The organism is Solwaraspora sp. WMMD406, assembly GCF_029626025.1.
In the GTDB taxonomy this organism is placed as follows: Bacteria; Actinomycetota; Actinomycetes; order Mycobacteriales; family Micromonosporaceae; genus Micromonospora_E.
Genome location: NZ_JARUBF010000001.1, coordinates 4,991,648 through 5,014,542, shown reverse-complemented (window position 1 = coordinate 5,014,542; position 22,895 = coordinate 4,991,648). Strand labels below are relative to the sequence as shown.

21 protein-coding genes are annotated in these 22,895 nt (G+C 70.4%); 13 read left to right on the top strand and 8 right to left on the bottom strand.

What is annotated here, in order from left to right:
* The first annotated feature begins 84 nt into the window (after positions 1–84).
* Complete coding sequence (locus tag O7632_RS22080) at positions 85–963, top strand: alpha/beta hydrolase (RefSeq protein WP_278116847.1); 879 nt, start codon at positions 85–87, stop codon at positions 961–963.
* A 224-nt stretch (positions 964–1,187) separates the two neighbouring features.
* Complete coding sequence (locus O7632_RS22075; protein WP_278116846.1) at positions 1,188–1,736, top strand: type 1 glutamine amidotransferase domain-containing protein; 549 nt, start codon at positions 1,188–1,190, stop codon at positions 1,734–1,736.
* Between the two features lie 110 nt (positions 1,737–1,846).
* On the opposite strand, the gene aceB is transcribed toward O7632_RS22075, so the two are convergent.
* Positions 1,847–3,451: a malate synthase A gene (gene aceB / locus O7632_RS22070; protein ID WP_278116845.1), complete on the bottom strand. Its 1,605-nt coding sequence runs from the start codon at positions 3,449–3,451 to the stop codon at positions 1,847–1,849.
* The gene (aceA, locus tag O7632_RS22065; protein ID WP_278116844.1) at positions 3,451–4,794 is read right to left on the bottom strand and encodes an isocitrate lyase; all 1,344 of its coding nucleotides are present in this window, start codon (positions 4,792–4,794) and stop codon (positions 3,451–3,453) included. Before aceA ends, aceB begins: the two co-directional genes overlap by 1 nt.
* A gap of 239 nt (positions 4,795–5,033) precedes the next feature.
* Here aceA and O7632_RS22060 point away from each other — a divergent pair, with 239 nt between their 5' ends.
* The 3 genes from O7632_RS22060 (at position 5,034) to O7632_RS22050 (ending at position 9,601) form a co-directional block, all read left to right on the top strand.
* The gene (locus O7632_RS22060) at positions 5,034–6,419 is read left to right on the top strand and encodes a short-chain fatty acyl-CoA regulator family protein (protein WP_278116843.1); all 1,386 of its coding nucleotides are present in this window, start codon (positions 5,034–5,036) and stop codon (positions 6,417–6,419) included.
* Positions 6,420–6,626: 207 nt separating this feature from the next.
* Positions 6,627–8,288: an SPFH domain-containing protein gene (locus O7632_RS22055; protein WP_278116842.1), complete on the top strand. Its 1,662-nt coding sequence runs from the start codon at positions 6,627–6,629 to the stop codon at positions 8,286–8,288.
* Positions 8,285–9,601, top strand: a complete 1,317-nt coding sequence (locus O7632_RS22050) for an SPFH domain-containing protein (protein WP_278116841.1) — start codon at positions 8,285–8,287, stop codon at positions 9,599–9,601. Before O7632_RS22055 ends, O7632_RS22050 begins: the two co-directional genes overlap by 4 nt.
* Positions 9,602–9,743: 142 nt before the next feature.
* On the opposite strand, the gene O7632_RS22045 is transcribed toward O7632_RS22050, so the two are convergent.
* Both O7632_RS22045 and O7632_RS22040 read right to left on the bottom strand, forming a co-directional pair.
* A complete protein-coding gene (locus O7632_RS22045) occupies positions 9,744–10,586 on the bottom strand; it encodes a siderophore-interacting protein (RefSeq protein ID WP_278116840.1) in 843 nt (280 codons plus the stop codon).
* Positions 10,587–10,755: 169 nt separating this feature from the next.
* A complete protein-coding gene (locus O7632_RS22040) occupies positions 10,756–11,223 on the bottom strand; it encodes a hypothetical protein (RefSeq protein WP_278116839.1) in 468 nt (155 codons plus the stop codon).
* Positions 11,224–11,435: 212 nt separating this feature from the next.
* Between O7632_RS22040 and O7632_RS22035 the strand changes: the two genes are divergently transcribed.
* The 8 genes from O7632_RS22035 to O7632_RS22000 all read left to right on the top strand — a co-directional run bounded on the left by O7632_RS22035 (position 11,436) and on the right by O7632_RS22000 (position 18,898).
* Positions 11,436–12,038, top strand: coding sequence for a copper resistance CopC family protein (locus tag O7632_RS22035; protein ID WP_278116838.1), 603 nt, complete (start codon positions 11,436–11,438; stop codon positions 12,036–12,038).
* Positions 12,039–12,106: 68 nt separating this feature from the next.
* Positions 12,107–12,682 carry a copper chaperone PCu(A)C gene (locus O7632_RS22030; RefSeq protein WP_278116837.1) on the top strand — a complete coding sequence of 192 codons (576 nt, stop codon included), beginning with the start codon at positions 12,107–12,109 and terminating at the stop codon, positions 12,680–12,682.
* Between the two features lie 4 nt (positions 12,683–12,686).
* Positions 12,687–13,937 carry a Dyp-type peroxidase gene (locus tag O7632_RS22025; protein WP_278116836.1) on the top strand — a complete coding sequence of 417 codons (1,251 nt, stop codon included), beginning with the start codon at positions 12,687–12,689 and terminating at the stop codon, positions 13,935–13,937.
* 375 nt (positions 13,938–14,312) lie between these two features.
* The gene (locus O7632_RS22020) at positions 14,313–15,578 is read left to right on the top strand and encodes a pectate lyase (protein ID WP_278116835.1); all 1,266 of its coding nucleotides are present in this window, start codon (positions 14,313–14,315) and stop codon (positions 15,576–15,578) included.
* Between the two features lie 248 nt (positions 15,579–15,826).
* The gene (locus tag O7632_RS22015; protein ID WP_278116834.1) at positions 15,827–16,375 is read left to right on the top strand and encodes a PadR family transcriptional regulator; all 549 of its coding nucleotides are present in this window, start codon (positions 15,827–15,829) and stop codon (positions 16,373–16,375) included.
* A 124-nt stretch (positions 16,376–16,499) separates the two neighbouring features.
* The gene (locus O7632_RS22010) at positions 16,500–17,129 is read left to right on the top strand and encodes a DUF899 family protein (RefSeq protein ID WP_278116833.1); all 630 of its coding nucleotides are present in this window, start codon (positions 16,500–16,502) and stop codon (positions 17,127–17,129) included.
* Positions 17,130–17,229: 100 nt separating this feature from the next.
* Positions 17,230–17,580: a YciI family protein gene (locus O7632_RS22005; RefSeq protein ID WP_278116832.1), complete on the top strand. Its 351-nt coding sequence runs from the start codon at positions 17,230–17,232 to the stop codon at positions 17,578–17,580.
* Positions 17,581–17,596: 16 nt separating this feature from the next.
* A complete protein-coding gene (locus O7632_RS22000; protein WP_278116831.1) occupies positions 17,597–18,898 on the top strand; it encodes a DUF6596 domain-containing protein in 1,302 nt (433 codons plus the stop codon).
* Between the two features lie 68 nt (positions 18,899–18,966).
* On the opposite strand, the gene O7632_RS21995 is transcribed toward O7632_RS22000, so the two are convergent.
* From O7632_RS21995 to O7632_RS21980, 4 genes are read right to left on the bottom strand one after another with little or no spacing between them, the layout of a single operon-like run.
* Positions 18,967–20,052 (bottom strand): oligopeptide/dipeptide ABC transporter ATP-binding protein, encoded by a 1,086-nt coding sequence (locus tag O7632_RS21995; protein WP_278116830.1) that lies wholly within the window; start codon positions 20,050–20,052, stop codon positions 18,967–18,969.
* Positions 20,033–21,073: an ABC transporter ATP-binding protein gene (locus tag O7632_RS21990; protein WP_278116829.1), complete on the bottom strand. Its 1,041-nt coding sequence runs from the start codon at positions 21,071–21,073 to the stop codon at positions 20,033–20,035. Before O7632_RS21990 ends, O7632_RS21995 begins: the two co-directional genes overlap by 20 nt.
* Before the next feature lie 20 nt (positions 21,074–21,093).
* Positions 21,094–21,954 carry an ABC transporter permease gene (locus O7632_RS21985; protein ID WP_278116828.1) on the bottom strand — a complete coding sequence of 287 codons (861 nt, stop codon included), beginning with the start codon at positions 21,952–21,954 and terminating at the stop codon, positions 21,094–21,096.
* Positions 21,951–22,895, bottom strand: a complete 945-nt coding sequence (locus O7632_RS21980) for an ABC transporter permease (protein ID WP_278116827.1) — start codon at positions 22,893–22,895, stop codon at positions 21,951–21,953. The genes O7632_RS21985 and O7632_RS21980 overlap by 4 nt, the downstream gene beginning before the upstream one ends.

Genomic DNA, 22,895 nt, shown 5'->3' with positions numbered 1-22,895 from the left:
CCTGCGCTCAACGTATCGCGCTCATCGGTTGCTCATCCGTGGCCGGCACGCTGGATTTCGGCACCCGATCAGAAAGGGACAACCATGACATTTACCATCCCGGGCTTCGGCTACCAGCGGGTCGCGGTCGCCCGCGACGTGACACTGCACGTGGCGGTCGGCGGTACGGGCCGCCCGATCGTCCTGCTGCACGGCTTTCCGCAGACCCACGCCATGTGGCGCCATGTCGCCGCCGACCTGGCCGCCGACCACACCGTGATCGTGCCTGACCTGCGCGGCTATGGTGCCAGCGACAAACCCGAGGCGGTCGACCGGGACACGTACTCGAAGCGGACCATGGCCGCCGACATCGTCGCGCTCGCCGACGCGCTCGGCCACGAGCGCTTCGCCGTGGCCGGACACGACCGTGGTGCCCTGGTCGCCATCCGCGCCGGCCTGGACCACCCGACCCGGATCAGCCATCTCGCCTCGCTCGACGTGCTGCCGACCCTGGACATGTGGGACGTCCTGCACGGCTCCACCGCCGCCGTCGCGTTCCACCTGTACCTGATGGCGCAGCCGCCCGGCCTGCCCGAACAGATGATCAGCGCCAGCGCGGACGCCTTCTTCGGCTATTTCCTCGACCTGTGGATCCGCGACCCGCAGGCCATTCCCGCGCGGCTGCGGGCCGAGTACCTGCGCGCCTCGCGCGAGGCGGTCGCCTCGATCGTCGCCGACTACCGGGCCTCGTCCGGCATCGACATCGAACACGACCGGGCCGACCGGGCGGCCGGCAACCGGCTCGCCATGCCGGTCACCGTCGTGCAACAGGACTGGGGAGCCGCCCTCGGGTTCGACGCCGCCGCGTTGTGGCGTACCTGGGCCGACGACCTGGACCACCGCGCCACCACGGCCGGCCACTTCATGGCCGAGGAAGCGCCTGAGGAGATCATCAAGGTGCTGCGGTCCCTGCTCGCCCGCTAGCGAGACGTCCGCCGTAGCCCGGTCTGCGGCGGCGTGAGCATCTCGTACGTCTACGACACCGGGTCTGACCGGCTGACCACCCGGTGCGACTGCGGAGCACGCCGTACGGATCGCGGATCTTCGCGACGGGTGAGACGGTGTGGTCCCCCACGGATGGGTTTGGCCGGCCGTCGACGGGGCAGATGGATCGACTGCACACCCGTACGCGAGGAAAGGAGCCGCAGATGACGACGACACTGCACGGCAAGCGGGTCGCGTTCCTGGCCACCGACGGCGTGGAGGAGGTCGAGTACACCGAGCCGCGCCAAGCGATCGAGGCCGCGGGCGCCACCGTCGAGCTGGTGTCGATCAAGCCGGGAGAGATCCAGGCCTTCAACCACCTGGACAAGTCCAAGACGTACGCCGTCGACGTGACCGCCGACAAGGCGGACCCGGACTCCTACGACGCGTTGGTACTGCCCGGCGGCGTGGCCAACCCGGATTTCCTGCGCGCCGACCAGGACGCGGTCGACTTCGTCCGGTCGTTCTTCACCGCCGGCAAGCCGGTCGGCGCGATCTGCCACGGGCCGTGGACCATGGTCGACGCCGACGTGGTGCGGGGGCGCACGCTCACCTCCTGGCCGAGCCTGCGCACCGACCTGACCAACGCCGGGGCCACCTGGATCGACGCCGAGTGCCATGTCGACAACGGCCTGGTCACCAGCCGTAAGCCGGACGACCTGCCGGCGTTCTGCGCCAAACTCGTCGAGGAAATCGCCGAAGGCAAGCACTGATCCACGGGCTAGCCGGTACGGGCGCGTCGTTGAGCCCGTACCGGCCGTCCGTGCGCCGCCGGGAAGGCGGCGGCGCGGCCGCCACCCGCCATGAACGCGCGGTGGCGGCGTCAGCGCCGGGTCGCCGCCCCGGCGGCGGACAGGTGCCGGGCGTACGCCTCGGTGGTGAAGAACGCCGGCAGGTCCTCGCCGAGCGCCGTCTGCTCGACGACGCGCGCCGCCGCCTCGGCGCGGGCGCGGTCCGGGCCGTCGCGCCCGACGACCAGATCGGCCAGCTCCTCGGTGAGCATCGACCGGACCAGGTCGGCGGTGACACAGCCGCCGTCGGCCAGCGGGGTGCCGTGCTGGCACCACTGCCACACCTGGCAGCGGGCGATCTCGGCGGTCGCCGCGTCCTCCATCAAATTCCACAGCGCCACCGCGCCGGTGCCGCCCAGCCAGGCGTCGACGTACCGCAGCGTCACCGCGACGTTGGCGCGGACCCCGGCCGCCGTCACCTGACCCGGGGTCTTGTCCACGGCGAGCAGATCGGTCGCGGTCACCGCCACCTCGTCGCGCCGCCGGTCGATCTGGTGCGGCCGGTCGCCGAGCACCGCGTCGAAGACCTCCCGGCAGGTCGGCACCAGACCCGGGTGGGCCACCCAGGAGCCGTCGAAGCCGTCGCCGGCCTCCCGCTGCTTGTCCGCCCGCACCTTGCCCAACGCGGCCTCGTTGACCTGCGGATCCCGGCTGGGGATGACGGCGGCCATCCCGCCGATGGCATGCGCGCCGCGTCGATGACAGGTCCGCACCAGCAGTTCGGTGTACGCCCGCATGAACGGCACGGTCATGGTGACCTCGGCGCGGTCGGGCAGCACGAAGTCCGGCCACTGCCCGAAGTTCTTGATCACGCTGAAGATGTAGTCCCACCGGCCGGCGTTCAACCCGGCCGAATGCTCCCGCAGCTCGTAGAGGATCTCCTCCATCTCGAACGCGGCGGTGATCGTCTCGATCAACGTCGTCGCCCGGATCGTGCCCCGTGGCAGGCCGAGGTAAGGCTGGGCGAAGACGAACACGTCGTTCCACAGCCGCGCCTCGCGGTGGCTCTCCAGCTTCGGCAGGTAGAAGTACGGGCCGGCACCGGCGTCGAGCTGCCGGCGGGCACAGTGGAAGAAGTACAGCCCGAAGTCGACCAGGCTGGCCGAGATCGGCCGGCCGTCGACCGCGATGCCCTTCTCCACCAGGTGCCAGCCGCGCGGGCGGACCACGATCGTGGCCAGCTGCTCGCCTAGGGCGTACCGCTTGCCGCGCTCGTCGGTGAAGTCGATCCGTCGGTCCAGCGCGTCCATCAGGTTGAGCTGCCCTGCGACGACGTTGTGCCAGGTCGGGCTGGTGGCGTCCTCGAAATCGGCCAGCCACACCTTCGCGCCCGAGTTCAGCGCGTTCACGGTCATCTTCCGGTCGGTCGGCCCGGTGATCTCGACCCGACGGTCGACCAGGCCCGGCGCGGGCGGGGCCACCCGCCAGGACTCGTCGGCGCGGATGTGCGTGGTCTCCGGCAGGAAGTCGGGCAGCTGACCGGCGGCGTAGCGGGACCGCCGGGCGCGGCGGGTGTCCAGCAGCGCCACCCGCCGGGCGGCGAACTCGCCGTCGAGGGCCACCAGGAACTCCAGCGCGGCCGGGGTGAGCACCTCGTCGAAGCGGTCCGCCATCGGTCCCAGGATCTCGTACCTCATCAGAACTGCTCCTGTTCGGTCGAACCGCGCAGCGCGGTGGTCTCGCCGGCCGGGTTCAGCACCGTGCTGATCAGGTCGAAGTAGCCGGTGCCGACCTCCCGTTGGTGCTTGACGGCGGTGTAGCCGGCCGGCTCGGCGGCGAACTCGCGCTCCTGCAGCGACACGTACGCGCTCATCCCGTCGCTGGCGTAGCCGCGCGCCAGGTCGAACATCGAGTAGTTGAGCGCGTGGAACCCGGCCAGGGTGATGAACTGGAACTTGTACCCCATGTGGCCCAGCTCCCGCTGGAACTTGCCGATGGTCGCCTCGTCGAGGTGCTTGCGCCAGTTGAACGACGGCGAGCAGTTGTATGCCAGCAGCTGGTCCGGGTACTCGTTCTTGATCGCCTCGGCGAATCGGCGAGCGACCTCCAGGTCCGGGGTGCTGGTCTCCATCCACAGCAGGTCGGCGTGGGGTGCGTAGGCCAGCCCTCGGGCGACGCACGGTTCGATGCCGTTGCGCACCCGGTAGAAGCCCTCGGCGGTGCGCTCGCCGGTGACGAACGGCCGGTCCCGTTCGTCGACGTCGGTGGTGAGCAGGGTGGCGGCCTGCGCGTCGGTGCGGGCGATGATCACGCTCGGCACGCCGGCCACGTCGGCGGCCAGCCGGGCGGCTTCGAGGGTGCGGATGTGCGCGCCGGTCGGGATCAACACCTTGCCGCCGAGGTGGCCGCACTTCTTCTCGGCGGCCAGCTGGTCCTCCCAGTGCACCCCGGCCGCACCGGCGGCGATCATCGCGGTCATCAGCTCGTACGCGTTGAGCACGCCGCCGAAGCCGGCCTCGGCGTCGGCCACGATCGGGGCCAGCCAGTCGCTGGCCGGGCTGTCGCCGCCGGCCGGGCCGCCGCCGGTGCCGTCCGCGCCGCCCGGGCCGCCGCCGGTGCCGTCCGCGCCGGCCGGGCCGCTCTCGGCGGTGCTGATCTGGGCGGCCCGCAGCAGCGCGTTGTTGATCCGGCGGACCACGGCCGGCACCGAGTTCGCCGGGTAGAGGCTCTGGTCGGGGTAGGTGTGCCCGGCGAGGTTGGCGTCGGCCGCCACCTGCCAGCCGGACAGGTAGATCGCCTTCAGCCCGGCCCGGACCATCTGCACCGCCTGGTTGCCGGTGAGCGCGCCGAGCGCGTGGACGTAGTCCTCGCCGCGCAGCAGCTGCCACAGCCGTCTGGCGCCGTGCCGGGCCAGCGTGTGTTCCTCCTGGATGGCACCGCGCAGCCGCACCACGTCGTCGGGACGGTAGGTGCGCCGCACGCCGTGCCAGCGGGGGTCGGTGTCCCATTCGTGCCGCAACTGATCGACAGCGTTCCGCATCGTCGTCTCCTTTTCCGCGCCATAAGGGGTGCCGTTGTTCCGTGGCGTGTCGGCCGGTATGGAGCACGGTGGCATGCCGGCGACAAGCGGGTCGAGAGACGGAAGAAGCCACATCTTGAAAAGTTCTCGACCGTTTTTGCCAACTTGCCAATCCATACCTTCGCAGCGGTGTTAATGCTCGTCGGGAGCGTGTTAACGTGAGCGAACCGCGCGACAGGCGACCGGGGAGGTGCGCCACGATGACCAAGACCTTCGCCGGTGCCCGGCTGCGCCGGATGCGCGAGGACCGGGGCGTCAGTCAGACCGAACTCGCCCGGCAACTCAACATCTCGGCGAGCTATCTCAACCAGATCGAACACGATTCTCGGCCGCTGACCGTCGCCGTACTGATGCGGCTCACCGAAGTGTTCGGCGTCGACCCGACCAGCTTCGCCCCGCACGACACCCCACGCCTTGTCGCCGGACTGCGTGAGGCCCTCGGTGCCCGCGCCGGCGTCGGCGATTTGACCGAGCTCGCCTCCCGGCTACCCGAGGTGGCCGAGGCCGTGATCGACCTGCACCGCCGCTACCAGCAGGTCGACGAGCAACTGGCTGAGCTGGTCGGCGACCGTGACCTGGTCGGCCGCAGCCCACACGACCAGGTCACCGAGTTCTTCTACCGGCGGCAGAACTACGTGCCGGCGATCGACGAGGCGGCCGAGCGGCTCGCCGGGCAGATCGGAATCCGCCGTGACGAAGCCCGCTCGGCGCTGCGGGACCGGCTGGCGCAGCGCCACGGCGTGCGAATCGCCCGCGACGACGCCGACTCCCTCGGCGGTGAGCTGCACCGCTACCGGCCACAGACCCGCACCCTGCACCTGTCGACCTCGCTACGTGCCGGACAGGAGGCGATCCGGATGGCCGCCCAGATCGCGCTGCTGGAGTACGCCGACGTGATCGACGAGATCATCGAGGAGGAGGGGTTCGACGACGTCCAGACCCAGATCCTCACCCGGGTCGGGTTGGCCAACTACTTCGCGGCCGCGCTGATCCTGCCGTACGAGCAGTTCCTGACCGCCGCCGAGCAGCGTCGCTATGACATCGACCTGCTCACCGAGCACTTCGCGATGGGCTGGGAGACGGTCTGTCACCGGCTCAGCACCCTGCAACGGCCCCGCGCCCGGGGCGTGCCGTTCTCGTTCGTCCGGGTCGACCGGGCCGGCAACATGTCCAAGCGCCAGTCCGCGACCGGGTTCCCGTTCTCCCGTACCGGCGGCACCTGTCCGTTGTGGAACGTCTATGAGGCGTTCGGCGCACCGGGCCGGGTGGTCACCCAGATCGCCGCCATGCCCGACGGCCAGCGCTACCTGTGGATCGCCCGGACCGTGATCCGCCACCACGGCGGCTACGGCCAACCCGGCAAGGTGTACGCGATCGGCCTGGGCTGCGAAATTCGGCACGCCGGCCGGCTGGTCTACTCCGCCGGCATGGACCTGTACGCCGCCGACGCCGCCATCCCGATCGGCCCCGGCTGCAAGACCTGCGAGCGGATGACCTGCCCGCAGCGGGCCGCGCCGCCGATCAGCCGGCGACTCGACGTCGACGAGAACCGCAGCACCTTCATCCCGTACCCGTTGAAGGATTGAACCTCTCGACGGCGAATCGACGGCGTACCGGCGGCGAACCGCGGGTGTCGGCGTCTGATCACGCCCGGTGACGAAGCGCGTTGCTGATCGACGCGACGATGGAGCCGGCGCGCGCGGCTTGACCTGGCTGGATAGCATCGCCGGGACCGAAGTCCCATCGGAAGGGGAGCCGTGGCACGGGTCCAACAAGGTATACGGAACGCCGCGATGGCGGTGGTCGAAGGCGCTGACCCCCGGGCGGCGGCCATGGCGGAACTGCAGCGGCGCGCGGGAACGTCCGCCGGTGGCGGCGCGCCCGGTGCGGGCGGCGCGCCCGGGGCCGACCGCGGCACCGACCGGCCCCGATCGCCCGACGACGCGATGGATCCGGTCGACTTCCCGGCGGCCCGGGACCTCGCCGGCAGCATCGACACCGTCATGGAACAACGCACCGTCCCGCTCGACGACGCGGGAGAGGTGCTCAACCGCAGCGAGCAGCGCCGCGACGGTGGGCAGCAGGTGCACGTCATCTGCCCGATGGTGATCCCCCGGGGCCGGTCCCTGGCGACCATGCTGCCGGTGTCGTTGCTGCTGGTGTTCGGCGCGATCGGCTCGGTCGTGGTCTGGATCGCCGGCGGCGACGTGGCGACCAACCCGTTCTTCGGCATCCACTACTGGGTGCTGTCGCTGCTGGCGGTCGGCTTCGTGTGGTGGCGTCAGGGCATGGTGATGGTGCCCGACGGCTGCGCCGCCCTGATCACCCGCTTCGGCAAGCTGGAGCAGGTGGTCGGCCCGGGTCGGGTGATCCTGCTCAACCCGTGGAAGCGGGTGTCGTACATCGTCAACACCACCCGGGAGTACCCGTTCAACGCACCGGTCCGGGAGGCCCCGACCAAGGGTGGGGTGAAGGCCTCGATCGACCTGTTCATCCAGTTCCGGATCAGCGACCCGGTCGAGTTCGTCTACACCCTCGGCGCGGTGCGCGGCTTCGAGGAGAAGCTCAGTAACGCCATCAGCGAGACGATCCGCAGCCTGATCTACGAGCAGGAGGCCGCCGAGATCTACAACATGGTCGGCGAGGACACCGGACGGCTGCTCGACCAGCTCAACCAGCAGTTCATGCCGGCGGTCGAGCTCACCAACGCCAACATCACCCACGCCGAACCGTCCGACCGGGGATACCGGATGGACCTCGCCGCCCCGGAGATGGTGCGGGTCGCCAAGGAGGCCTACACCCACGAGTACGCCCTGCAGCTGCGCAAGGAACAGGACGAAGGCGACCTGACCAAGGAACTGGCCACCCTGCAGGAAACCCTGTCGGCGATCCAGGCCGACATCGCCCAATACCAGGCCCAGATGGACACCGCCGTCGAACGGGAAACCAACCGGGCCGAGGCGCTGGCCCGGCAACGGTACGTGTCGGCCGAATCCGAGGCCCGCGCCAACGCCGCCCTGCTGGAGGCGCAGGCGCTGGACATCCGGGCGGTCACCGCCGCCGAAGCGCCGGAGATCCTCGAATTCCGCTACCAGCGTGAGGTGCTCGACACCCTGGAGGAGGTGGCCGACCATCTGCCGCAGCTGGTCCGGATCGGCGGCTCGGCAGACCCGGACGCCGCAGCCGGTATCGACCTGCTGCGACTCGCCCGCGAACTGGTCGGCGAACGCGGTGCCGAGCTGTTCAGCGCCGGCGACATGGCCGCCATGCGCACCCGACTGACCGAGGTCGCCGCCCGGATCGCCGAACGGGAACCGGAGATCGCCGCGCTGCGGGAAGCCGACCGGCCCACCGTGCCCGCCGCCGCCGACGCGGGCTCGGTCCCGGCGACCGATCCGCCACCGGCGACCGACCCGCCCGCCTCGGCCGACCACACCACGGAGGTGCAACGGTGATCAGCAAAGTCAGCGGCGGCAGGTCGGTCATCTCCGAAGCCGTCGCGTCCTGGGGCGAACTCGCCCAACTGCTGCGCGGCGGTGACGCGGGCACCCTCGTCCCGGTCGTCATCCCCAAGCACCGGCGACGGCTCGGCTGGATGGTGCCGCTCTGGCTCGGCCTGCTCCTGCTGCTGACCGGGGTGATGTTCACCGTGCGCGGCGACGACGGCCTGCTCGGCACCGCGTACGGCGCGCTGGCGGGTCTGAGCTACCTCGCCGGCGGCCTGTTACTGCTGATCGGTGGGCTCTGGTGGTGGCGGTCGGCGATCGTCGAGATCGAGCAGGGCACCCACGGCGTGCTCACTCGCTACGGCGCGGTCACCCGCACCCTGGAACCGGGCCGGCACTACCTGTGGCATCCGTGGTCACGGGTCGGCTTCGTGGTGGACGTCGCCACCGAGATCCCGTACTCCGCCCCGGTGATGGCCTGCCCCACCCAGGAGAACGTGCCACTGCGGTCGATCGAGTTCTTCATGAAGTTGCGGATCACCGACGCGGTGCTGTTCGTGCGGACCATCGGTGCCGGCAACTTCGACCTGGTGCTGTCCAGCGCCGTACAGGACGCCATCCGGCAGCGGGCCCGCAAGGTGCAGACCGAGCGGGCGTACGACCTGCGCGGCTCGGACGTGGCCGACATGCAGGAACTGCTCAACCGGCAGCTGTCCCGCTACGGGGTGCGGATCACCGGCTGCAACATCCCCGACGTGCAGCTGCCCACGCAGTATCAGCAGCACCTGGCCACCCGGGAGCGGGTCGCGAAGGAGCACGCCGCGTACGAGCAGGAGTGGGGGCTCACCCGCAAACGGCGTATCGACAGCCTGCAGATGGACATCGAGCGGGCCAAGAAGGTGCGTGACGCGCGGTTCGTCGAGGTCAAGGCGGCCCTGAACAAGGCCCGGGAGCAGGTCGCCCAGTTGCTGGAGGAGCAGGAGACCAACGCCCAGCGGGTCCGGTTCGAGATCGAGACCCGGGGCCGCAGCGGGCTGATCTCGGCCGAGAACGAGGCCAAGGCGCAGCGTCGGCTGGCCCAGGCGTACCGGGACAACCGGGCGGTGCTGCAGTACGAGCTGGCGCTGCGTCGTCTGGAGGTCGGGGCCGCGTTGGCCGGCAAGGCCCCGCAGCCGGTGGTGGTCCGCACCGACGGCGCCGGCGGTACGGACACCTCGGCGCTGTCCACGTTGCTCACCGCTCAGCTGCTGCCCGGTACGGTCGGGCTGCCGGCGATCGACGCGAGCGCCCGGGCGTCCCGGACGGCCACGGACGGCACCTGATCCGAGGTTCCGGTACGGGTGGGTGGTCGGTCGCACCCGCCCGTACCGGATCGTCGCCGGATACGGCGCACTACGAGCCGACCTGACGGGAGCCGTCGGCCCGGTCGCCGCCCAGGCGCTGGCCCGGCTGACGGCGAAATCGTCAGACCAGCCGCGACTCCTCAACACGTTTCCAGTAGCCCTTGACGATGGTCTGGTCCGCCGGCAGTCGCCACCGGTCGTGTAGCAGCGCGCGTCCGGCGGACACCACGGACTGTTCGCCGGCCACGAAGCCGAACACGCCACCGTCGGGTCGCTGCCCGGTGTCGATCGCGTCGAGCGCGGCGACCAGGGCAGGCGTCTCACGGCCGGCGTCATGGCCGCGGTGCACCCAGTCGAGCCGGACGCCGGGTGGGGTGGCGATGTCGAGCTCGTGATCCGCGTCGGGCACCTCGACCAGGATCCTGCCGGTCGCCGTCGCCGGCATGGCCGCGACGAAGCGGCGGATCGCCGGGACGGCGGTCTCGTCGCCGGCCAGGAACCAGGCGTCCGGCGTACCGTCCAGGACCGTCGATCCGCGTGGCCCACCGACCCCTACCGGGGAGCCCAACGGCGCTCCGACCGCCCAGTCGCTGGCCAGCCCGCCGGAGTGCACCACGAGTTCCAGGTCGAGCCAGCCGGCGGTGCCGTCCCAGGCGAGGGGGGTGAGTTCCCGGCTGGGGGCGTCCTGCGGTGCGGCGGCACGTCCGTTGGTGGTCTCGGCGGCACGTCCGTTGGTGGTCTCGGCGGCACGTCCAGCGGCATCGGCTGTTCCCGCCGATTCGGCGGCACCAGCCGGCAGGAACAGCCGGATGTGGTCGTCGGCACCGGGGGACGTGAATCCACGCAGTTGCGCGCCGATGAGACGCAACCGAAGATAGCCTGGGGTCAGCCAGGTGCGGTCGGCCAGCCGGGCGGTACGGCGGAACACCTGTCCGGCGCCGGCACGGGTGAGGGTGAACGGCATGGGGGACTCCCGGATCGAACGATTCGTTAGGCGAGCCTATCCTTAACCTTCGTGGTGCGGCGTGTCGATCCGTCCGCCGCGTACAGCGCGGACACCAGCCGCGCCGCCGACGCCGGCTTCACCACAGTGGTCTTCCGTACCGGTCCGGACCCGGCCGCCGACCGACCGGTCACGGCCGGCGCGGCCGGGCGGGACGCGCCCAGCCTGCTGCTGGTGCCGACCACGGCACCCGGCTACCGGATCGTCCGGCAGTTGCCGGTCCTCGGGGTGGGCGGACAAGTACGAGATCGCACTCGACGGTGTCCGAGTGCGAGGGGACCATCTGATCGGTACCGCCGGGTCTGGCCTGCGGATCGTCGCCGGCCGGCTCGCGCTCGGACTGACCCTGCGCTGTCTGTGGTGGCTCGGTCAGACCGCCCGCGCCTTCGACCTGATGCGCCACGGTCGCCAACCACAGCAACCCGCGTCGGGGCCCGACCACGTCGACGAGCCGCCCCGCCGACAGCGACACCACCGCCGCGACCGCGAACGCCACGATCACCGGCACACCCACCGCCGTGCGGGACACCTTTAGATCGTCGGCCAGGTACGGGCCGAGCGCACTGACCGCGTACAGCGGCGGCATCGACACGGCCATCGCCCCAGGTCGCCACCACGGCCGACGCCCACCATCGTTTCCGCACCCGCCGCCTCCCTCGTCGCCGCAACATCAGTCGGTACGGCGTACCGTCAGGTTCCAGCGATCGTGCCACCGGTACCGATCCACCGGCCGATCCGCCCCATCATCGGGATGGTCGAATGGCGGTCCGGCCGTCGCCGGCACGTCGTCCAGACCGGAGGTTTCGTCCCGTGCCCAGATCCGATCTCCTCACCCGCGCCACCGGCGGGGCGCTGGCGGCCCTGCTCGCCCTGGGCGCGGTCGTCCTGCCGGCCACGCCGGCCCTGGCCCACAACGCCCTGGTCGGCAGTGAGCCGGGGCAGAACACCCGACTGGCGCGGTCACCCGAGCAGATCGAACTGGTGTTCACCGAGCGCCTCAACGCGGAATACACCACGATCGTCGTCAGTGACGACGGCGGCGTGTCGATGCCGGTCGACGGGCCGGTCGTCGATCAGCAGCGCGGCATCGTCCGCCCGGTCGACCCGTTGCCGGACGGGGTCTACACGGTCGCGTACCGGGTGGTGTCGGCCGACGGGCATCCGGTCCAGGGCGCGTTCCGGTTCGCGGTGAACGCCCCGCTGACCGAGCCGTCGACCGCCGCGTCTGCGGAACCACCGGGGGATCCGAGCGGCGAGCCCGGTGGGCGACCCGCGACGGACGCCGCTGATTCGACCGCCGACGACAGCGACGGCGGGGGCGGCCAGTGGTGGCCGTACGTCCTCGGTCTGCTCGTGCTGGTGGCCGGCGGTGGGGTGGCGGTGGTCCTGCTTCGCCGTCGACGTGTGACCTAGTGCATCCCGGGAACCCGGTCGGGTGAATCGGCGACTACTTACCTCGTACGACTCGTGAGGAGAAGCAGATGTCGATAGCCGTCCAGTCGGGTTCGTCGCACCGGAAGGCGACGCGGCGCGCGGTGCTGTCCGGTGTGGCCAGCACCATCGTTGTCCTCGTCGCCGCCTGCGGCGACGGTGGCACGTCCGCCACCGGTCAGCCGAGTCCGGAGGCGTCGACCAGTCCGCTCGCGGCTGCCGCGTTGGTCGTTGAGGACCCGTGGGTCAAGGCCACCGACGACGGGATGACCGCCGCTTTCGGCGTGCTGGTCAACGAGACGTCCGCCGACATCACCATCGCCAGCGTCGCCACCGATGTCTCGCCGGTCGTCGAGCTGCACGAGATGGCGATGCAGGACGGCGCCATGGTGATGCGCGAAAAGGACGGCGGGATCGTCGTACCCGCCAACGGCAGCCACACTTTGGAGCCCGGCGGCGACCACATCATGCTGATGGACATCGCCCGACCGGTGCTGCCCGGCGACGAGGTAGCCTTCACCCTGACGTTCGCCGATGGCACGACGTCACAGTTCACTGCGGTCGCCAAGCCGTTCGCGGGCGCCGAGGAGAGCTACGACCCCGACATGGACATGGACAACGGCTGAGTTGATGACCGAGCAACCGTCACCGCCCCCGGTGAACCGCCGTCTGCTGCTCACCGGGGGCGCGGCTGCGCTCGGTGGTGCCCTCGCCAGCGGTGCCGCCGTCGCGGCGGTCACCCGCTCGGACGAGCGGACGCCGACGGTCGAGACGCCCGACGCCGTGACCGCGTCGGCGGTCGACTACGGCACCGCGACGGTTCCGTTCCACGGGCCGCGTCAGGCCGGAGTGGCCACCGGACCGCAGGCGTACGCGGCCTTCGTCGCTTTCACCCTGGGTGCCACGACGGACCGGGCGGCCCTGGCCCGGTTGCTGCGGTTGCTCAGCGACGACGCCGCGCGGCTGACCCAGGGGATACCGGCCTTGGCCGACACCGAACCCGAGCTGGCGGTGCTGCCGGCCCGGCTCACCGTGACCTTCGGGTTCGGTCCTCGGTTGTACGCCGTCGCCGGGTTGGCCGATCGCCGACCGCCGTCCGTCGCCGACCTGCCCGCGTTCGCGATCGACCGGCTGGAGCCACGGTGGTCCGGTGGCGACCTGCTGTTGCAGATCTGTGCCGACGACCCGATCACCGTCGCCCACACGCAGCGAATGCTGATCAAGGACGCTCGGCCGTTCGCCTCCGTCCGCTGGGTCCAGCAGGGTTTCCGGCGTGGCCGGGGAGTCGAGCACGAGGCGCACACCCAGCGCAACATCATGGGTCAGATCGACGGCACCGGAAATCCGAAGCCGGACACCGCCGCTTTCGATACCGCGGTCTGGGTGGCCGACGGGCCGGAATGGCACCGCGACGGCAGCACTCTGGTGGTACGTCGGATCCGCACCGAGATGGAGACCTGGGACAAGTTGGGACGGGTCGACAAGGAGCAGGTGATCGGCCGTCGGCTGGACACCGGCGCGCCGCTGACCGGCGAGAAAGAGTCTGACATCCCGGACTTTTCGGCGGTCAACGAGGTCGGTCTGCCGATCATGCCGGACTTCTCGCACGTCACCCGCGCGCACATCTCCGACGACCGCTACAAGATCCTGCGGCGTCCGTACAACTACGACGGAGTGCCCGGTCCGGACGGTACGCCCGACAGCGGCCTGATCTTCGCCGCCTACCAGGCCGATGTCGCCGCTCAGTTCCTGCCGATCCAGCAGCGCCTGGCCGACCACGATCTGCTGAACGAGTGGGTCACCCCGATCGGGTCGGCGGTGTTCGCGATCCCGCCCGGCTGCCCGGCCGACGGCTGGATCGGCGAGAGCCTGCTGAGCTGAGCACCCGCCCGCCGACGCGTCACCGGTCACGGCGGGCGCATGTCCGCACCCAAGCCGTCGACCGCACCGCCGGAGACGGCGGCGTCGACGACGAGAACAGTTACCACGACAACGTGCGTGACCCGTACTGCGTCGAGGAGGGCGAGCTTGTCCAGCGGGGCAACATCACCGTGAACAGCAGCTACTCGGGCCCGCAGGCCGCCGTCGGCGGCTGATCGGCGTGCCCTCGGTCGTCCGGTCGCCCGGCCGACCCGACCCCGGACCGCGATCGGGCCAGACGTTGACCAGATCGAGAACCATCAATACGATGCCTGGAAAGCGCTTTCACGCGCCTGACCCTAGGGTCACGTCATCCGTCCCGGGAGGTAACGCACCATGAGTCAATCCGTGGCTGTCGACGTCGGCGGCCGCCGACGTCGACAGCGCATGGCGATCCTGGCCGGCGCCACCGCCGTGATCGCCACCGCCGCCATCGGCGCGGTCGGTGTCACCACCGCATCCGCCGCCACCGTCGACACCAACGCCACCTACGTCTTCGTCAACCGGCACAGCAACAAAGCCATGGATCTCTACGGCTGGGCCACCAACGACGGCGCGCCCATCGTCCAGTGGACCCGCAACGACCTCGCCGTCCAGCAGTGGCGCTTCGTCGACGTTGGCAGCGGTTACTACAAGATCCGCTCTGTGCACAGCGGCAAGTACCTCGAACTCCCCGACGCCAACGATGGCACCGCACTCATCCAGAACCCCGACAACGGTGCCACCCGTCAACACTTCCGCCTCGCCGACTCCGACAGCGGCTACGTCCGCTTCATCAACCGTCATAGCAACAAGGCCATCGACGTATGGGAATGGTCAACCGCTGACGGCGGCACCCTCGCCGGCTACACCGACCTCAACGGCTGGAACCAGCAGTGGCAGCTGAACACCGTCGGCGGCGGTAATCCCACCCCACCGCCGAGCAACTCGTGGCCGACCCCGACCGGACAGGTCAACGTCAACGGAACGATTCAGGTGTCCGGGACGCTCGACGGTGGCATGCGTCGCTACTGCTGCATCGGTGACGGAGGCCAGGAGGAGAGTCAGGATCCGGTGTTCCAGCTCGCCGCCGGGGCCACCCTGCAGAACGTCATCATCGGCGCGCCGGCCGGCGACGGCGTGCACTGCTCCGGCCCATGTACCTTGCGCAACGTGTGGTGGGAGGACGTCGGCGAGGACGCCGCGACCTTCCGCGGCAGCGGCAACCCGAGCTTCCTGGTGGACGGCGGTGGGGCCCGATCCGCTAGTGACAAGGTCTTCCAGCACAACGGTCCGGGTACGCTGACCATCCAGAACTTCCAGGCCAGCAACTTCGGCACCTTCTACCGATCCTGCGGCAACTGCTCGACGCAGCACCGCCGTGCCGTCGTCATCCGCAACGTCACGCTGACCCGGCCGGGCAGCACGGTCGCCGGCATCAACGTGAACTACGGAGACACCGCACGATTCAGCGGTATCACGATCGTCAACGACTCGAGCCGGTCGATGGTGATCTGCCGCAAGTACAACGGTAACAGCAGCGGCAATGAACCGACCCAGGTCGGCACCGGCGCGGACGGGACCAACTGCCTCTACTCCTCGTCTGACCTCACCTACCGGTAGACATCGTCGCCGAGCGCGGACCCGTCCAACGCCGTTGGACGGGTCCGTCCGCATGTCTGCCGGCCTGTTCGGTGGCTCGGTGCCTTGTTCCGGTTTGTCTGGTGGCTCGGTGCCTGTGCCGCCCTCGATGGAGTAGACCTGCCGCTTGTCGGCGACAGTCTCACGATATATCGTTGGCGTATCAACGACATCCTTGGAGGTTCCTCATGAAGTCTCACCACCGCTTCCCCGGAGGCCCGGGAGCATGGATGCGCGGCGGATTCGGCTTCCCACCCTTCGGGCCGGGATTCGGACCCGGGTTCGGTCCAGGCGGTCCCCACGGCGGTCGGGGCGGCCGGGGCGGCAGAGGCCGGCGCCGCCCGAACGTCCGGGCCGCGGTCCTCGCCCTGCTGGTCGAAGGCCCGATGCACGGCTACGAGATGATCCAGGAACTCGACTCCCGCACCGGCGGAGCCTGGCGGCCGAGCCCGGGATCGATCTACCCGACCCTGCAACTGCTGGAGGACGAAGGGCTGGTGATCGGCATCGCCGACACCACCGGCGGAAGCCGCAAGCAGTACGCCCTGACCGAGGCGGGACGCCCCGAGGCGGAGCAGGCGGCCGAGACCCCACCCTGGGCGGAACTCGCGCCGGAAACGATCGACAGTTGGCAGGGTATCCGCGACGCGGGGGCACAGGCGATGCACGCATTGCGTCACGTCATGCTCAACGGCACCGCCGACCAACGCGACCGGGCACTGCAGGTGCTCGACGAAACCCGTCGCAAGCTCTACGCCATCCTCGCCGAAACGCGGTGAACGCGCGGTCGTGCCCCGTGCACCGGCCCGGACCGGCGGCTCTCGACTGAGCCGCCAGCCGCCAGCCGACACGACGCCGCTTCGCCGCGCGAGACGAGGGCCGATGGGCGCACAATGGTCAACCATGGAGAAACCACGGATCGTTTCCGCAGCGGAATGGGAACACGCTCGCGAAGAGCTGCTCAAGGCCGAGAAGGAGGCTACGCGCGCGCTCGACGCCCTCGCCGCGCAGCGGCGCCGGCTGCCGATGGTGCCGTTCCGCACCGACTACGTCTTCGACACACCCGGCGGGCCCGCCACCCTGGTCGACCTGTTCGACGGCCGGAACCAACTGGTCGCCTACCAGTTCATGGACACCGGGCCGGACCGGTTCTGCCCAGGCTGCACCGAATTCACCAACAACATCCCACCGGGCGCGCTCGACAAGATGGCGAAGAAAAGTGTCACCTGGGTGACGATCTCCAACATGCCCCTTGCCCAGATCCAGGCGAAGAAGGCGCAGATGGGCTGGACGATGCCGTTCGTGTCGTCCCGGGGGACCACCTTCTCGGACGACTGCGGGGCCGGCGGAGGATTCATGCTCAACGTCTTCCTCCGCGACGGCACCGACGTCTACCGGACCTACCACACCTACGCGCGGGGCGTGGACCGGCTGCAGTTCGCGCGCAATGTACTCGACCTGACCCCGTACGGGCGGCAGGAGGAGTGGGAGGACTCCCCGGCCGGCTGGCCGCAGCGCCCGACGTACGGTTAGCCGACCTGCGCGAATCCGGTCGCCGGTCGGTGTCGATTCACCCGCCCGCCGATCGTCGTCATCTCGTACGGCAACCAGCCACGCGGGTGAGGAGACCACGATGAAGTACATGCTGCTGTTCGTCAGTCCGACCGAGGGCGACGGCCAGTCCGAGCCCAGCTGCACGGTCGAGGACTGGATGAGCTTCGACAAGGAAATGAAGGACGCCGGTGTGTGGGTCAGCGGACACGCGTTGCGGGACCTGACGACGTGCACGTCGCTGCGGCTGGGCCCGGACGGTGAACGGATCGTCACGGACGGGCCGTTCGCCGAGACCCGCGAGGTCCTCGGCGGCTACGACGTGATCGACGTACCGGATCTGGACGCCGCGCTGGAGTGGGCCGCCCGCTCGCCCGGTGCCCGTGACGGTGGATCGGTCCAGGTCCGGCCGATCGCCGAGTTCGGGCTGTGAGCTGATGGTCCGGCAGGTGACGGCCGCGTACACGTCGGTCGAGGCCGTGTTCCGGGAGGAACACGGCCGCCTGCTGGCCAGCCTGGTTCGCCGGTTCGGTGATCTGCACCTGGCGGAGGAGGTGGCGGCCGAGGCCGTCGAAGCCGCGCTGGTGCACTGGCCGGCCACCGGTGTGCCGACCCGACCCGGCGCGTGGCTGCAGACCACCGCCCGACGACGAGCGGTGGACCGGCTGCGCCGCGACCGCAACCTCGCCACGCGAATCGCGATCCTGCAGGCCGAAGCCGACCGGGCCGCGCCCGCACCAGCCGCCGACGCCGACCGGGAGCTGCCCGACGACCGACTCGCCCTCTTCTTCACCTGTGCCCATCCGGCGTTGCCGGCAGCCGACCGGATCGCGTTGACCCTGCGGTGCCTGGCCGGCCTGACCACCCCGGAGGTGGCCCGGGCGTTTCTGGTGCCGACCGCCACGATGGCCCAGCGCATCGTGCGCGCCAAACGGAAGATCCGCGACGCCCGAATTCCGTTCCGGGTGCCCGGAACGGACGAACTGCCCGCACGGCTTCCCGGAGTCCTGCAGTGCGTCTACTCGATCTTCACCGAGGGCTACGCCGCCAGCGCCGGCCCGCACCTGCAGCGATGGGACCTGGCCGAGGAGGCGATCCGGCTGGCCAGGATCCTGCGCCGCCTGTTACCCGAGCAGCGGGAGATTGCCGGACTGCTCGGGCTGATGCTGCTGGTGCACGCCCGCAGACACGCCCGGACCGGCCCGGGTGGCGAGATCGTGCTGCTCGACGAGCAGGACCGCCGGCTCTGGGACCGGCCCATGATTGACGAAGGCCGGGAGCTGACCCGGACCGCGTTGAGCGGCGGCGCGCCCGGGTCGTACGGTCTGCAGGCCGCGATCGCCGCCCTGCATGACGAAGCCAGCGATCTGGCCAGCACGGACTGGCCACAGATCGTGGCGCTCTACGACGTCCTGCTCACCGTCGTGCCGTCTCCGGTGGTGGCGCTCAACCGGGCGGTGGCCGTCGCCATGCGCGACGGACCCGAGTCGGGGCTGGCCCTACTCGACGCGCTCGCGGACGATCCCCAACTTCGTGACTATCACCTGTACCCGTCGACCCGGGCCGAGTTGCTCCACCGTCTCGGTCGTCACGCCGAGGCGGTGGCCGCCTACCGGCAGGCGCTCGACCTGGCCGGTACCGAGCCGGACCGGTCCCACCTGAGGCGCCGTATCGATGCCGCCACGCTCGACGCCGTCGGACCCGGCTCCGCTGAGCCACAGTCCGGTGATCACGGATCCGGCTCCCAGTAGATTTCGGCCGGTCACGACCGGACGACGAGCAGCGGTCGGCACGGCTGCTCCGTCCGAGGTCGGGGTGATCAGTCCGACAGATGGCAGGCGGCCGAATGGCTGTCGCCGCGTACGGTCAGCGCCGGGTCGTCGACGGCGCACCTGTCGAACGCGGCCGGGCAGCGGGTACGGAATCGGCAGCCGCTCGGTGGGTCGGCGGGGGAGGGGACCGCACCATGGAGGATGATCCGCTCCCGACCACGTTCGGTACCCGGATCCGGCACCGGCACCGCCGACAACAGCGCCCGGGTGTACGGGTGGGCAGGGCGCGCGAACAGGGTGGCCCGGTCGGCGATCTCCACGATCCGTCCCAGGTACATCACGGCGACCCGGTCGCTGAGATGCCCGACGGCGGCCAGATCGTGGGCGATGAACAGCAGCGCCACCCCCAGCTCGTCGCGCAGGTCTTCGAGCAGGTTGATGATCTGTGCCTGGATCGACACGTCCAGGGCGGCGATCGGCTCGTCGGCGATGATCAGTTGCGGTTCGCTGGCCAGCGCGCGGGCGATCCCGATCCGTTGTCGCTGGCCGCCGGAGAACTCGTGGGGATGCCGGTGCGCGTGGCCCGGATCGAGACCGACCAGTTCGAGCAGTTCACCGACGCGGTGCCGGCGGGCGCGGGATCCCCGGTGCAGGCGATGCACCAGCAGCGGCTCGGCGACGATCGACCCGATCGACATCCGGGGATCCAACGACGCGTACGGATCCTGGAAGATCATCGCGACGTGGCGGCGGGTCCGCCGCAGCTGCCACCGGTTGAGCCCGGTGAGGTCGACACCGTCCAGTGTGACCTGACCGGCGGTCGGCTCGATCAACCGCAGCAGCGCCAACCCGGTGGTGCTTTTGCCGCACCCGGATTCCCCGACCAGGCCGAGGGTCTCGCCTCGGGCGACGTCGAAACTGACCCCGTCGACGGCGCGTATCGCGCCGCGCCCCGGCCGGGTCGACCGACCGGCCGGGAGACGGGCCAGCTGCCTGTCTGGGAGACGGGCCAGCTGCCTGACCGGGAAACGGGCCGGCCGCCCGGTCCGGCGCGGTCGACCGCCGCGCGGCGGGAAGTGCACCCGCAGGTCGGTCACCCGTAGCAGCGTCGATTCAGTCGTGGGCTGCGTCATGCCGGCCGTCCTCGACGTCGTAGAAACAGGCCACCCGGTGGTCGGGGCCGACCAGCCGGGCCGGCGGCACCTCGGTGGCGGCCCGCGCGTCCTCGCGGTATTCGCAGCGCGGCCAGAACGGGCAGCCCGGCGGCAGCGCCACCGGGTCGGGCGGCAGACCAGGGATGGTCCGCAGCCGGCGGGGTCGTTCGGCGCCGACGCGGGGCACCGCGGCCAGCAACCCGATAGTGTACGGGTGCCCGGGCGCGCCGTACACCGCGTCGACCGGCCCTTCCTCCAGGATCCGGCCGGCGTACATGACCGCCACCCGGTCGGCGATCCCGGCCACCACGCCCAGGTCGTGGGTGATCCAGACGACCGCCAGCCCGAGCCGTTGCTGCAGGCCGGCGACCAGGTCGATGATCTGCGCCTGGGTGGTGACGTCGAGCGCCGTGGTGGCCTCGTCGGCGAGCAGCACCCGAGGCTCGCAGGCCAACGCCATCGCGATCATCACCCGTTGGCGCATCCCACCGGAGAAGTGGTGCGGGTAGTCGTCCAGCCGGTGCCGGGCCGCCGGGATGCCGACCAGATCGAGCAGTTCGGCCGCCCGGTCCCGGGCCGCCGAGCCGGTCGTGCGCTGGTGCAGCTGGAGCGGTTCGATCAGCTGGGAGCCGATGGTCTTCACCGGGTTGAGCGAGGTCATCGGGTCTTGGAAGATCATCGCGATCCGGTTGCCCCGGATCCGGCACAGCTGGCGTTCCGAGGCTTTCAGCAGATCGACGCCGTCGAGCAGCACCTCGCCGCTGACCTTCGCCGGTGGGTCCAGCAGTCGCATCACCGCCAACGCGGCCACGGTCTTGCCGGAACCGGATTCGCCGACGATCGCCAGGGTCTGCCCGGCCCGTACGTCGTAGCTGACGCCGTTGACCACTCGGGCGACGCCGCGTCGGGTGCCGATCGAGACGCTCAGGTCGCGGACCGACAACACCGGTGCCGCCGAGGGCACCGCGTCCGGTGTCCGGTCCGTCAGCGTGTCTGTCATCCCGTTCGTCACCGCGTCCGTCAACCCGTTCGTCCTCTCGACTCGATGACCGACCGCTGGCGCGGGTCCAGCGCGTCGCGCAGCGCGTCCCCGACCACGTTGAACGCCAGCACGGTGCAGAAGACCGCCAGGCCGGGGAAGATCCCCATCCACGGTGCCTGACTGACGAACTCACGCCCTTCGGCGAGCATCCGTCCCCAGGCGGGATCGGGTCGTTGCACGCCGAGACCGAGGAAGGAGAGCGCGGCTTCGGCCAGGATCGCGAACGCCAGGCTCAGCGAGGTCTGCACGATCACCGGGGCGGTGATGTTCGGCAGCACGTGCCGCAGCAGGATCCGCAGGTCGGACGCGCCGATCGCGCGGGCCGCCCGGACGTACGTCTCGGTGGCGACGACGGTCGTCGCGGCCCGCACGATCCGGGCGAAGATCGGGGTGTAGACGATGCCGATGGCGATCATGGCGTTGGTGATGCCGGGGCCGAGGATGGCCAGCACCGCGATGGCGAGCAGGATCGCCGGAAAGGCGAACAGCACGTCCATGGTCCGCATCAACAGCGAGTCCGCCGGGCCGGAGTAGAAGCCGGCGACCAGCCCGATCACCAGGCCGGCGGTCAACGAGATGCCGACCGCGACGAAACCGACCCGCAGCGACACCCGGGCACCGACCAGCACCCGGCTGAACACGTCACGGCCGAGGTTGTCGGTGCCGAACAGGTGGTCCGGCGACGGCGCCGCGAGGCGGCCGGGCACGTCGACCGCGTTGGGATCGTACGGTGCCAGCATCGCGCCGAAAGCGGCGACGACTGCCAACCCGGCGAGCACCACCAGCCCGGCGACAGCGAGCCGGTTGCGCAGCAGTACGGCGAACACGCGACGGGTCATCGATGCCGTACCCGGGGATCGAGGTAGCTGTAGAGCAGGTCGACCAGGAAGTTGACCAGCAGGAACATCATCGCGATCACCAGCACCGCGCCCTGCAGCAGACTGTAGTCGCGGCGGATGACCGCGTCGTAGGCGAGCCGGCCCAGGCCCGGCCATTCGAAGATGACCTCGACCACCACGACGCCGCCGAGCAGGAACCCGAGTTGCAGGCCGACCGCGGTGACGATGGAGATCCAGGCGTTGGGCAGCACGTGCCGGCGTACCGTCCGCCAGCGACTGAGCCCTTTGGCCCGGGCGGTACGGGCGTAGTCCTGCTGCATCGCCTCCAGCACCGCCGAGCGGACGAACCGGGTCAGCACCGACCCCGAGATCAGTCCGACGGTCAACGCCGGCAGGATCAGATGTCGCAGCGCCCGGACCGGATCGTCGATCGGCGAGACGTAGCCGGACGCCGGGAGCCAGCCCAGCACCAGAGCGAAGAGCAGGATGTACATGATCCCGCTCCAGAAGTCCGGGACCGAGACCCACAACTGGCTGAACGCGGTGGCGATCCGGTCGATCACGGAGCCGGACCTGACCGCGGAGACGATGCCCAACGGCAGCGCGACGGCCAGGGCGACCAGCAGTGCGGCCACGGCGAGCAGGCTGGTCGGGCCGAGCCGGGCCAGCAGCAGCCGGGTCACCGGTTCGCCGCTGCGGAAGCTGACCCCGAGGTCGCCGGTGACCGCCCGGGCCAGCCAGTCGCCGTACTGTGTCCACAGCGGCTGATCCAACCCGGCGCGGGCCCGCATCGCCTGGTAGAGCTCCTCGTCGAAGCGGGTGCCGAGGGCGAGCCGGATCGGGTCACCCGGCACCAGGTGGACGATGAGGAACACGGCGACGCTGACCCCGAGCATCGCGATCGCCGTCTGCAGCGCCCGCCGCAGCAGGAAGCGGCCCAT